The organism is Borrelia crocidurae, assembly GCF_000825665.2.
In the GTDB taxonomy this organism is placed as follows: domain Bacteria; phylum Spirochaetota; class Spirochaetia; order Borreliales; family Borreliaceae; genus Borrelia; species Borrelia duttonii.
In genome coordinates, this window is the sequence record NZ_LN609267.1 from 85,822 (window position 1) to 99,518 (window position 13,697).

Here is a 13,697-nt window from a genome sequence, read left to right on the forward strand (position 1 = left end):
ACTTAATATATCATCAAGAGCAACTCATTCAATCCTAAAACTTGCAAGAACAATTGCTGATTTAAAAGATGAGTCTCATATTTCAAGAGAATCATTACTAGAAGCAATTGAGCACAGAAAACATGGAGAAAAACTATTAGAAGAATAAAAAAGCCCCAATTGGGGCAAAATTAAAATTCTATTTTATCAAGATAACTTTTCAATTGATTAGCAGAAATTTGAAATTTTTTAAGTTCTCTCTCACTAATTTTAAAATCAAGGACTTCTTTTACACCATCTTTACAAACTACAGCAGGTGCCCCAATATAAATATCTTTAATAGAATCACCATACTGACCATTAATATATGAAGATATCGGTAAAATAAGGTTTTGATCACCAATTATTGCATTAACAATTCGTTTAATTCCAAGTCCAATAGCATAATAAGTTGAACCTTTAAGTTTAATTACCTCATAAGCAGCATTAACAACATTATTATGAATCTCATCAAGTTCCGATTCTACTATTGTCCCATCAGCAATATATTCTGATAAAGACTTCATAGCTATTTTGGTCTCATCCCAAGTAGCAAAAGAACTATCTCCATGCTCACCCATAATATATGAATGTATATTTTGAGTATTAACATTAAGACGCTCAGCCAAAAAATATCTAAGTCTTGAAGTATCGAGTGTTGTACCTGTTCCAATAACCTTACAGGTTGGAAAATTAGAATACTTCATTGTCACATAAGTCATAATATCAACAGGATTACTTGCAATAACAAAAATACCATCAAATCCACTTGAAACAATACTTGTTACAATTTCCTTAAAAATCTTAGTATTTTTGCCAACCAAATCAAGTCTTGTCTCACCTGGTTTTTGATTAAGACCGGCAGTAATTACAACAATATCAGCATCAGAACAATCATCATAACTACCAAATTCTATTTTAATATTTTTTTTCAAAAACATCTGACCATGGTTTAAATCCATGACTTCACCCTTCGCTTTATCTTGAGCTACATCAATAATTACAAGTTCATGAACAAGTGAGTTATCTATTGTCAAAGCATAAGCAAAACTTGAGCCAACACCACCTGCCCCAACAAGAACAACTTTATTACGTTTAAGCATAACCATCTCCATATAAAATTATTTTATTGGTATAATGTAATTCTATAACAATTTATGATACTTTAAAACAATCGAACAATATTTTTATAAAGACCTATATTAACTATCTAATCCATAAAGCAAACAAACGTATAAATTGATACATTGAAATGAAAAAATAATTTATCTCAATATTAATCTTAACATAAATTAATTATCATCTGATTTAAGAACAGCAAGAAATGCACTTTGTGGTATTTCAATATCTCCTATCATCTTAAGTCGCTTCTTTCCTTCTTTTTGTTTTTCTAAAAGCTTTCTCTTACGAGTAATATCACCCCCATAACATTTAGCAGTAACATCTTTTCTAACAGGTGAAATTGTTTCACGGGCAATAATATTTGAACCAATGGCTCCTTGAATTGCTATTTTAAATTGCTGTCTTGCAATCTCATCTTTTAATTTTTTACAAATATTTAAAGCCTTTGCTCGTGCACCATCTCTAAAAACCAATTGAGATAATGCATCAACTCTATCTCCATTAACTAAAATATCCAACTTAACTAAATCTGTTGCCTCATACCCTAATAGTGTATAATCAAAAGAAGCATATCCACGACTTACAGACTTAATCTTGTCATAAAAATCAAACAATATTTCAGCAAGAGGCATCTTATAAATAACTTCAACACGCTTGGCATCAAGATAAATTAAATTTTCCTGTACACCTCTTTTAAGTAAACAAACACTCATAATATTACCTAAAAATTCAGCAGGAACAATAATATTAGCTCTAATATAAGGTTCAAGTGTAACTTCAATATTTTCATTTCCGGGAAATTGTTCAGGACTTTCAATAAAATAAGGATTTCCCTTTTTAGGAATAATTTTATAACGAACAGATGGTGATGTTAATATTACACTAAGATCAAATTCACGCTCAATTCTTTCCTGAATCACCTCTAAATGCAAAAGTCCCAAAAATCCACATTTAAATCCATGGCCAAGAGCAGCTGATGCATCTTTTTCAAAAGTAAGAGATGCATCATTTAACTTAAGTCTATCCATTGCTTTCAATAGATCATCATATTGATTAGCATCAACTGGATAAACAGATGAAAAAACTACAGGCTTAACCTCTTTAAATCCTTCAAGAGGAGCTACTGCTGGATTATCAACAAAAGTTACGGTGTCTCCAATTTTAACATCCGATATATTTTTTATTCCTGCAATAAAATATCCAACATCACCTGCTTCTAAAACATCTTTTTTTTCAAGAATGATTTTAAAAATTCCAATCTCTTCCACAAAATACTCTCTATCTGCATGCATAAATTTAATTTTATAACCGGGTCTAATTTGTCCCTCAAAAATTCTAAAATGAACAACAACACCACGATAAGAATCATAATGTGAATCAAAAATCAAAGCTTTTAATGGACTCTTACTGCTACCCTTAGGAGAAGGAACATACTTACAAATAGCCTCAAGTAATTCATCAATACCTATTCCATTCTTAGCAGATATGAGAACAGCAACATTAGCATCTAATCCTAAATCATTCTCTATTTGCTCTTTCACAAAATCAATATTTGCACTTGGTAAATCTATTTTATTAATAACAGGAATAATTTCAAGATTATGTTCAAATGCCATATAAAAATTTGAAACGGTTTGAGCTTCTATTCCCTGACTAGCATCAACAAGTAAAAGAGCCCCTTCACAAGATGAAATTGCTCTTGAAACTTCATAAGAAAAATCAACGTGTCCTGGAGTATCTACAAAATTAAGCTCATAAATATTGCCATCACTACACTTATAATCAATAGTTACAGCTTGACTTTTAATGGTAATTCCTCTCTCTCTCTCAATATCCATACTATCAAGAATTTGACTCTTAAATTCTCGATCTGAGATTATTTTAGCCTTTTGTATAAACCTATCTGCTAAAGTTGATTTACCATGGTCAATATGTGCAATAATACAAAAATTTTTTTTATAAGAACTAATTTTATACCTCCCCCAAATCCACAATAGAATGTTTAGGAATATTATACTAATGTATATTTTTATTAACCAAAAAATTTTTAATATGAATCTTTGATTTTAAAACATAAGGTGAAAATCTAGGAGCAAGATCAACTATCAATTTCCAAGTATCTACAGCCCGCAACTTATGCTTATTCTCATCATAAATATAAGTAGCATAAGAAATATCATACATTATTTCCCAAAAATCTGTAGATTCAAAACTAGACTTAACATCATTATATTCATTTATTTTCTTAACAAAAGATCTTAAATTTTTAAATTCATAAAGAGGTTCATAATAATTAATATAATGATACATTCTAGTTAAAATACCAACTGCAGCAACAAGTCCATGAGTAATTGCAAGTTTATGAGCACCTATCTTCAAGTACACCTTTGATAGCAACTTATGGGTATCTATTAGACCATAATTATTAAATCTATAAAGATTAAAAGTAAAATCTATACCAGATGTTCCTCTTACCTGTTTTAAATAAGAATTTAAATAAAAGGACATATCAGATTTATTATCCGAAGTGTCGCCATATTTTTGCACAATATAGTGATAATTATAATAATCATCACCACGTGAAAATTTACTTAAAATTTCATTTAAATAATCAATCATATCAACATAATTATTTTCAATTTCAGCAATTTTTGCCAAAGAAAAAAGTATATTTTTTTCAAACGATTTATCCAGCAAATAATCTTTATCTTCCAAAGTTTTTTGAAGATGTAATTTTTGAAGTACAACATTACCAATCATGCTATAAACAATAGACAGATAATAATTAGCTTCTGGATATATACCTTTTCTAAGTAATGCTTCCTGCAAAAAATTTATTGCATCAGTAAGATTAGATTTGATAAAACCTTCCTTAGAATAAATTAACTGCCGTCCTTTTTCAATCAAAATCCAATATGGAAGTTCCTTTACACCTAACGAATTTAAACTTAATACAAAACTAAAAATAAAAAAAAAATAAAAAAAATCGTAACATCTTCATAAATATATTAAATTTTCTCACAAATTGCGAGAAAATTTAATATCTGAATATTTGAGTTTAAACAAACTTAAATATCATCAAAAATACCATTACAAAAAGAGCAACAGATTCAATTAATCCCAAAACTAAAAGATTTATTGCAAATCCCTTGCCAGTCTCAGCAAAAGAATCACAAGCCCCTGCAGCAGTTCTACCCTGAGCAAAAGCAGAAATAGCCATTGCAAGTCCACCACCAAAACCAGCTCCAAATAATAACCAAGGATTAGCCTGGGTCATCACCTCTGCTAATGTATTCATTAATATATAACCATATATTATTTGTGTAAGAGGTGCTGAAACAAAAACAATTAATAAAAAGGGAGCCGATTTACCTTGCATATAACATCTCTTCCATGCTCCAATAGCAGCACTCCCGGCAGCTCCCATTCCCAAAGCTGAACCTATCGCAGAAATTGTTAAAGCTGAATTAACTCCTACTAAACCTATATCCATAATTTTATTCTCTCCTTATCTAATCTTTAATTTTTTTAAAAGGTCTATAAGAATATCCATTCCATTCTTGACCCAAATGATTTGAAAACTCAAGCATATTAAGTCTTACTCCATGAACAACAACAGATAATAAAGATAACATTATATTTAAAATGTGTCCAAAAAGTATCACAATAACACCTCCTATTATAAGACCAATATTAGATGATTTTAATAAAGACACTGACATGCTATTAAAACTATCAGAAATTGCAAGTCCTGCAAGTCCAACAGCAAAAAGCCTAATATAAGATATTATATCTGCAAATCCTGAAACAGTAGCTAAAAATTGCTCTATAAGTCCCCCAAAACTTTTTAACACACACACAAAAAAGTTTGAACCATCCTGTTTGTCAAAAACAAAAATAAGCATAACTCCAACATATATCATATTAAGAATCATACTATGCATAGGAAAATTATCACTTCCAAGTATTAAATTAAGAACAAAATAATAAAGCCCAGGCATTAAAACAAGCCAACCAATTTGAGCAATTGCATGTATATGTGGCTTTTCTTTCACTTTTTGAACAAAATTCCATACATGAGCCAAAGACAGCTGTAAAACCCCTATTGTAAAACATATAAACATAACATTTTGCATACCATTATTTCCTGTCAAATACTCAACCTTAAGAGATTTTAAAATAGGAAATAAATCAAGAACAAAATGACCACTACCAAACCAAGTACCAGTCATAGAACCATATATTATTGCTGACGTACTTAAATAAAATATTAAAGCATGAGCAGAAGTTAATGGTTTATTTTTCAAAACACTAATCAAACTAATAATAATGCCTATTAACAAAAATATAACACCATAAGCTGCATCACCAATTATCATTCCAAAAAACACAAAGAAAAACAACATAAAAACACAACTAACATCTCTCTCTTTATATCCAGGAATTGTATCTAAAACATCGAAAATAGGTTTAGCAAGCTTAGCAATTCCTTTTCTTTTTACATAAGTAGGAATAAAATCATTATCATCTGGCTCCGCAAATTGCACCACAAACTTACCATTAAGAGTCGCATTTTGAAGATATTTTTGCTTATCTTCAGGAATAAATCCCGTAATATATACAAACTCATCACACTCCACATTCATATCAGCCATAACCTGTTCAAATTCAATAATTTGTTCATACTCTTTTATTGCATCTTTTAAAATATTTCTATATTTATTTAAAACTGACAACTGAGTTAATTTTTGCTCTAAAACCTCATCAATCATTTTTAACTTGGTTTCAATAGAATCTAGATCAAATTCAAATTCATATTCTTCAGCTACATCTATATTCTGTTTAGAGTCATTAATAGCTACAAAATAGGCTGTACCTTTATAATTATTAATAAGAGCAACTTTAACCTGCGAAAATAACAACAATTTTTTATATTCGGACATTCCAGATTTAAAAAATTGTACATGAATATTGCATCCCCTTAATTTATTGACTAAATCAACAGAAAAATATCCCCAACAAGATATAATATCTCTATTACGAAGTAACGATTGACGCATTTCTCTTAAATCTTTAATCTCAGAACCTAAGTCAACGATACGTTTTGCAATATCTAAAAAATTCTCATTTGAAGAACTTAAAATTTGCACTTCAGAATCATCACCAAGCAAAGACAAAGCATGATTTAAAATACTCCTCTCCTCAATAACTTTTTGTAAAGATTCTGAAACTTTATTGCAAAAATTGATATGAACAACTCCCAATTCTCTTAAGATCTCAAGTGAGTCTCTTTTATATTTTAATAAAGTTAAAAGCAAAACCTTCTTCATTTTAACAATCATTAATACATCCTCATCTATTTTTAATTAAGCTGGCTTTCGCCATTTTACCTCTTACAACAGCTGCAGTCTGTTGATCTCCAAGATAAACATTAATCTTTTTTATATTAACTTTAGCATTAGGAATCATAACTTTTTCGAATAAATTTACTCTTTGAGAAGTAATATTAAGTTCTAATTCTAATAAATTAGCTTGCTCATCTAAAACCTCAAGTTCTGCATTTATTTGAATAATGTTCTTAATAGCCTCTATTCCCACATCTACCCAATAAGGAGTCAATAAAAGATCATGTTTAATATCTTCATATTCAACTGACTCAAATACGGGTATAGTAATACCTGCTATGTTTGTAAAACCCTTTCTTACTTTTTTAATTTGAATCCAATCTTGAAAAGGAAATCTCTCACCAAATAACGAAATCCAAAATTTCATATTCCTTTTCAATTTATCCCTTTCAAGTTTTTTCACTTCTTTCAAAGCCTTAACTTTTCTAATTTCCAAATGAAGTTGTTGTTTTTTAAGTTGCAACGTAGGTAAATACCTACTAAACATTTTAAGATCATCTTTTTGTTTTTTAAGTTCATTTTTTGTCAACTTAACTTTAGGCATCTCTAATCCCTATTTTTAGGCCAATACTTTTCCAGCAGTTCTGTTTTAATGCCAGTCTCATTAGGTTCAAAACAACTAAAGAGAATAGTCCAACCCAAATCCAAAGCCTCTTCTAAAGGAATATTAAGAGACAAATCCATAAGTTTACTCTCAAACATATTGCTATACTTAAGAAGCTTTTCATCCCACTCTGTCATATTAAAGCCCATAGCTTTTTTCTCTATAGATTCTCTTGAAGATGCATAAAGCTTAATCATTGAATCCATAATCGTCCTATGGTCATCTCTTGTCTTTCCATTAACCATTTGCTTAAGTCTTGAAAGAGAGCCAAAAGGCTCAATTCTGCCTCTCCTTAAATAGTATTGTCCTTCAGTAATATAACCCGTATTATCAGGTACTGGATGAGTAACATCATCTCCAGGCATTGTAGTAACTGCAAGTACAGTAATTGATCCTGCACCTTCAAAATCAATAGCCTTCTCATATCTAGATGCAAGCTGAGAATATAAATCACCAGGATAACCTCTATTAGATGGCACTTGCTCCATAGTAATAGCTATTTCTTTCATAGCATCCGCAAAATTGGTCATATCGGTTAAAAGTACCAAAACTTTTTTTCCCTGCAAAGCAAATTTTTCAGCAACAGCAAGAGAAATATCAGGAACAATTAAAGACTCAACAACAGGATCATTGGCTGTATTTACAAAAAAGATTGTCCTACTTAAAGCTCCACCACTCTCAAGTGAATCCTTAAACGTTAAATAATCATCATTTTTAAGTCCCATTCCTCCAAGAATAATGAGATCAACCTCAGCTTGAAGAGCTATCCTTACAAGAAGCTCATTATAAGGTTCCCCAGACACAGAAAATATTGGTAATTTCTGAGATTCAACAAGAGTATTAAAAACATCTATCATTGGAATTCCAGTCCTTATCATATTTCTTGGCACAATACGCTTTGCAGGATTAACCGATGGCCCACCAATTTCAATTAAATTATCCTCAAGACGTGGCCCTCCGTCTTTAGGATTACCAGCACCATCAAAAATTCTACCAAGTAAATTTTCAGAAAATGTTACTTGCATTGGATGGCCCAAAAACTTAACTTCATCTGAAGTTGAAATGCCTATTGTTCCATTATAAACTTGCAGAGAAACCTTATCCCTCTCTAGCTTAATCACTTCCGCTAAGGAACTTCCATTTTTGGATTTTACAATGGCAAGTTCTCCATATTTAACACTTTTTGCTATAACAGTTATTACATTCCCAATAATAGATTCTATCTTACTATATACTCTCTTCATTTACACACCTCAAAAATCCAATTTTTTAGAACGTAATAAATTCTTTAAATTAATTTCTAATTTATTAAACTTTTCTTGCTTAAAGGGAGCAAGATTCATATCTAAAATATTTTGTCTTAAATCATTTATAAAACTTCTTGCTTCCAATTTATTTTCAAATTTAAAATCTGATTGTAAAATCTTATAAAGAATATTAAACATATAATTTTGACGCTCAAAACTCACAGCAGCATCAACACTATCGAATGAATTTTGCTGTAAATAACATGAATCTAAAAGTTCAGATTTCAAATACACAACAAAGTCATCAATACTCACCCCATCCTCTCCAACAACTCTCATCATCTGATTAACTTCATTTCCCTTAACCAAAAACGCCCTTGCATATTCTGTTGCCTCATATTCAACAACACCTCTATATTTACTCCAAGAGTCAAGAGGATTAATTGCTGGAAATTTCCTAGCATCTGATCTCTCTCTTGTAAGACCATGAAATGCTCCTACCACTTTCAAAGTTGCTTGAGTTACTGGTTCTTCAAAATTACCCCCAGCAGGACTAACAGAACCACCCACAGTTACAGATCCAACACTACCATTATTTAAAACAACAACACCTGCTCTTTCATAAAATGATGCAATAACAGATTCAAGATAGGCTGGAAATGCCTCATCCCCTGGTATTTCCTCAAGACGACCTGACATCTCTCTCATAGCCTGAGCCCACCTTGAAGTTGAATCTGCCAACAAGAGTATATCAAGACCCATTTGCCTATAATATTCACCAATAGTAATAGCTGTATAAACTGATGCTTCACGAGCAGCAACGGGCATAGAAGAAGTATTACAAATAATACATGTTCTCTCCATTAATGATTTACCTGTTCTTGGATCTGTAAGTTCAGGAAACTCTTTCAGAGTTTCTACTACCTCACCTGCTCGCTCACCACAAGCAGCAATAATTACAATATCAACATCAGCATTACGACTCGTAACCTGTTGAAGAACCGTCTTACCAGCACCAAAAGGTCCAGGAATACAAAATGTACCACCCTTTGCAACCGGAAAGAATGTATCTATTATTCTTGTTTGAGTTACCATGGTCTCATTAGGAATAAGTCTCTTTTTATAACTAGTAACGGGAACTTTCACAGGCCAATGAAACGACATAGTAATAATATGTTTACCCCCAGCATCATCTTCAATAACAGCAATCTTATCATCTACAGTATAATCACCATCACCAACTATCTCTATAATTCTATAAGAATCTCTCCTATCAAATGGAACCATAATTTGATGATTAATGGTACCTTCGATGACAAATCCAAGAAAATCTCCAGCAACAACAAAATCTCCAACTTTTGCAGTTGCATTAAAACTCCATTTTTTATTTCTATCAAGAGCACTTAAATATAAACCCCTCTCTAAAAAAAAACCACACTTAGTAGCAAGCTCTGGTAATGGATTTTGAAGACCATCATACACCTGACTTAAAAGACCAGGTCCTAACTCAACTGTTAAAAGCTTATCTGTAAACTCAACATCATCTCCAACAGCAATTCCTCTTGTCATTTCAAACACTTGAGCATCAACTTCTCCATCTCTAATACGGATTATTTCAGCTTTTAAACTCTGACCACCTGTTTTAATAAAAACAATTTCATTCATGGAAACCGTACCTACCATTTCAATAGTAACCAAATTTCCAATAACACCTACTACTTTTCCTTTAGCTTCCATTTAAATTCCTTCAAAAATTTTTACTTATTTTCATACTTAATTTTTGACAAACATCATCAAAATTTTTCTCACCTATCTCTTCTCTAAAGAGACTTCTCCTTGAAATTAACATTAACTTTAAAAAATAAATTATCAACTTTTCAAAGTTGAATTCATTTCCAACTTCAAGTTCTGTTAAAAATTGCCACTTTAAAATATCAATTCCTAGTTCTACCTCAAAAGGATTTTCTTTAAGACAAAGAGGTTTCAAAATTCCTAAATAATAACTAGAAAAATAAGGAGATTCTAAATATATATCTTTCTCAAATCCCAATTTTTCAGCCCTAATAACTGCCAGAGTATATCTTATTATTTCTTCAAATTCAAAAAACTTCTTAGTAACCTTTGAACTTTCTTTATTAAATCTCAATTCTGACAAACCCTTGATAAAAAGAAAATCTTCTCTATTTAAAACAACCTCAACATTATCAAAAAAATCCGATATGCTCCATACCTTTTCAACTTTTAAATCAAGATAAGGTAATGAGGATATAATATAGTAATATGAACTTAACATACTATACTCCTAATCCAATTTTATAATTTCCTTAAACCTTGGATTTAAATATTCAAAAAGAATGTCAGCAATAGCTTCTGATGTAAAATCATAATATAAACTACCATCTCTCTGTTGGACTTTAAACCCTTTACTTATACCCTTAAAAGGTTTAATTTCAATTTCAGCACCGAATTTATTTCTTATGCTTGTTTTTAAAACAGATGATAAATTATCAATATCAGATTCATTAAGCATAATATCTATCTTATCATCTTTACCCCAAACATCTACAACTCTAATAATCAGTTCTCTTAAAAAATTAGAATCATAAACACTAGAAACAGAATCCTTTAAAGCAGATTTAAAAAGAGATTTAATACTATTTTCAGTACCAATAACTAAATCTCTAAATGCTTGACGAGATGCTTCAAGAGAATATCTCTTATAATCATAAGCTTCTTTTTCGGCTTTTATTTTTAACTCTTTAGCCTCACTCTCAGCTTTTAAAATAATAGCTCCAGCTTCTTGCTTTGCATTAAGAATAATTTCACTTGCCAGCCTTTCAGCTTCATCAAGTCCATCTTTTTTAATTTTATTTATTAAATCTTTAACTTCAAATTGCACTATAACTCCTCAATATACAAAAAAGTAATCCAAAATACTCAATAAACAAATCTTTGCATAAAGTATACCAATAAATTTTTGATTATTAAAAGTCACAATATCAAAATTATATATCATGAAAAAAATTTCCAATAATCTTATAAACATTAATATCATAAACTATACGAAGGTCTTTTTCTGGAAACTTTTCCTTAAGTTTTGCACCAAAAACCTCAATACCCTTTTCCACAATTTTTTTATTAAATTCTACATCAACTACATCAAGAGTTATCATTTCAATAATAATTAAATATCCTCTACCAAATTTAGAACCATATCCAAACGTAAAAGAAGTTGTAACACGAAAGAGTCCATCCAAAAATCCATTAGCTGCTTTACCTCTAGAAAACCTACTCGGATGCAATTCATAAGCATTACCAAACTCATCTTCAAGAATAGAGTCAACATAAAGACAAATATTAAACAATACACTCTCAAATTCTTCAAACTTTAATATACCCATTTAAAATTCTACTATTGTTTTTCCAACCCCTCCATCATTTGGATGAGCAAAATAATATTTTTTAATAAACGTTATATCTTTTAAAAATGCGTGCACTCCTTCCATTAGCAAACCTTCTCCTTTGCCATGAATGATTTCAAATTTAGAAACATTTTTAAGTAACATATCATCTATTTTCTTACCCAAGAAGTTTATAGCCTCAGCCACCCTCATTCCCCTAATATCAACTGTTAAATTTAATGTATTATCTTGCTGCTCAAAAGAAAAACTAAATTTTTTCTCACAACCTCTTGGAGCTCTATCATTATACAATATTTTCTCTAAACTAACAGCTGCAACTGTAATCTTAAATACACCTGTATTTATAATAAATCCTTTTTTAGTAACACCTATTATCTCGCCTGAAAAATTTGAGCCTAATACTCTAACTTTATCTCCTACTCTAAATTCAACTTTAGTAGCAATTTTTTGATTTAACATTTCAATTTTAGTAACCTTAGAAGCTATATTATCTGAAATATCAGCTATAAATTTTTTATTCTTAAAAAGACAAACACCTTCTTCTTTTATCTCTCTAACCAAATTTTCTAAGGTCTGTCTTGATTTTTTTAAAAACTCTTTTTGTTCATTAACAAGATTCTCTTCCAAATTTCTTTCTCTTAATACAAGAGTCTCCCGAATATCATTAATCTCAACTTCTTTAAGCTCAATAAATTTAAGCTTATTCTTTATTTCTTCCTCAAGTAAATATATTTCTCTCTCTTTTTCCGTAAGTCTTGCCAATATCTCATTAACTTCCGTCTTGCTAGACTCATAAATATTTTTAGCTCTAGATATTATGTTAAAATCAATAAGAAATTTGCTTGCAACACTAAAAGCAAAGCTTTCCCCTGGAACAGAAAACATTAACTTATAACTGGGCTCCATTTTATCTAAATCCATTTGCATTGAAGCATTAATAACATTTTCATGGGTATATGCAAAATATTTAAGAGCATTATAATGGGTTGAGATAATCACAAAAGCATTAATGCAAATCAAATGTTCAAGAATAGCTATAGCCAATGCTTGTCCTTGTTCAATATCAGTACCTGAACAAAATTCATCAAATATCAAAAGACTATCTTTTGTTGCATGCTTTAAAATATAAGCAATATTATTCATATGACTTGAAAAAGTTGATAGAGAATTCAAAATTGACTGTTCATCCCCAACATCAACTAAAATGTTATCAAAAATCTTAAAGGTACTAGACTCATCAACTGGAATTGGAATTCCAAATTGAAACATAGCACTCAAAAGAGCAACTGTTTTTAATGTTGCTGTTTTCCCACCAGCATTAGGACCTGTAATAACAACAACTCTATTATTTAAAGGAGAAAAATTAATAGGCTTTGCATTCTTTATTAAAGGATGCCTAGCATTCATAATATTCAAATCACCATCAAGTTTAGGAAAAATTCCTTGATTTTGAATCCCATAAATTGCTCTGGATTTTAAAGAATCATAATATATAAAATTACTATAAAGAGATTTTAAGATAAAAATATGTTTTCGTATTTCATCTGATAATTTTTGCAAAATTCTAAAAACGATATGTGTCTTTTCAAAATTTAAAAAACTCAATCTATTATTTTCACTTATCATTTCATTTGGTTCAACATAGAATGTTTCACCAGATGAGGAAACAGATATAACATTGCCTTTAATTCTATTTTTAAAACTGGATTTAAGAGCAATGGTACATTTACCTGATTTATAATAAATAAGATTAGAGCTTAAATAATTTGAATTTAAATTTATTATCTGTTTAATTTGCTTTTCAATTTTTTTATTTAAATTTCTAATTTCAAAATCAATCTCATCATATCTCTTATCAACACCATGCTTTATTTTAAGT

The 13,697-nt window shown here is 30.0% G+C and carries 13 protein-coding genes; 1 reads left to right on the top strand and 12 read right to left on the bottom strand.

What is annotated here, in order from left to right:
• The coding region (locus BN1173_RS04460) for a magnesium chelatase subunit ChlI family protein (protein WP_246040069.1) at window positions 1-148 on the top strand (148 nt) is incomplete at its 5' end.
• 22 nt (window positions 149-170) lie between these two features.
• Here BN1173_RS04460 and BN1173_RS00460 read toward each other — a convergent pair.
• The 12 genes from BN1173_RS00460 to BN1173_RS00515 form a co-directional block, all read right to left on the bottom strand.
• Window positions 171-1,121, bottom strand: coding sequence for an L-lactate dehydrogenase (locus tag BN1173_RS00460; protein WP_014695993.1), 951 nt, complete (start codon window positions 1,119-1,121; stop codon window positions 171-173).
• A 189-nt stretch (window positions 1,122-1,310) separates the two neighbouring features.
• A complete protein-coding gene (gene lepA / locus BN1173_RS00465) occupies window positions 1,311-3,134 on the bottom strand; it encodes a translation elongation factor 4 (RefSeq protein WP_180338382.1) in 1,824 nt (607 codons plus the stop codon).
• Between the two features lie 22 nt (window positions 3,135-3,156).
• Window positions 3,157-4,107 (bottom strand): hypothetical protein, encoded by a 951-nt coding sequence (locus BN1173_RS00470; RefSeq protein WP_040235818.1) that lies wholly within the window; start codon window positions 4,105-4,107, stop codon window positions 3,157-3,159.
• 91 nt (window positions 4,108-4,198) lie between these two features.
• On the bottom strand, window positions 4,199-4,633 hold the full coding sequence (locus BN1173_RS00475) for an ATP synthase subunit K (protein WP_040235821.1): 435 nt from the start codon (window positions 4,631-4,633) through the stop codon (window positions 4,199-4,201).
• 19 nt (window positions 4,634-4,652) lie between these two features.
• Window positions 4,653-6,482: a V-type ATP synthase subunit I gene (locus tag BN1173_RS00480; RefSeq protein WP_040235823.1), complete on the bottom strand. Its 1,830-nt coding sequence runs from the start codon at window positions 6,480-6,482 to the stop codon at window positions 4,653-4,655.
• A gap of 10 nt (window positions 6,483-6,492) precedes the next feature.
• Window positions 6,493-7,089, bottom strand: coding sequence for a V-type ATP synthase subunit D (locus BN1173_RS00485; protein WP_012537863.1), 597 nt, complete (start codon window positions 7,087-7,089; stop codon window positions 6,493-6,495).
• A 2-nt stretch (window positions 7,090-7,091) separates the two neighbouring features.
• Window positions 7,092-8,393 (bottom strand): V-type ATP synthase subunit B, encoded by a 1,302-nt coding sequence (locus tag BN1173_RS00490; protein ID WP_040235827.1) that lies wholly within the window; start codon window positions 8,391-8,393, stop codon window positions 7,092-7,094.
• A 9-nt stretch (window positions 8,394-8,402) separates the two neighbouring features.
• Window positions 8,403-10,133, bottom strand: a complete 1,731-nt coding sequence (locus tag BN1173_RS00495; protein WP_012537865.1) for a V-type ATP synthase subunit A — start codon at window positions 10,131-10,133, stop codon at window positions 8,403-8,405.
• Between the two features lie 10 nt (window positions 10,134-10,143).
• The gene (locus tag BN1173_RS00500; protein WP_040235829.1) at window positions 10,144-10,689 is read right to left on the bottom strand and encodes a DUF2764 family protein; all 546 of its coding nucleotides are present in this window, start codon (window positions 10,687-10,689) and stop codon (window positions 10,144-10,146) included.
• 9 nt (window positions 10,690-10,698) lie between these two features.
• Window positions 10,699-11,295 (bottom strand): V-type ATP synthase subunit E, encoded by a 597-nt coding sequence (locus tag BN1173_RS00505; RefSeq protein ID WP_040235832.1) that lies wholly within the window; start codon window positions 11,293-11,295, stop codon window positions 10,699-10,701.
• A 106-nt stretch (window positions 11,296-11,401) separates the two neighbouring features.
• Window positions 11,402-11,797, bottom strand: a complete 396-nt coding sequence (locus BN1173_RS00510; RefSeq protein WP_040235834.1) for a hypothetical protein — start codon at window positions 11,795-11,797, stop codon at window positions 11,402-11,404.
• The coding region (locus BN1173_RS00515; RefSeq protein ID WP_040235837.1) for an endonuclease MutS2 at window positions 11,798-13,697 on the bottom strand (1,900 nt) is incomplete at its 5' end.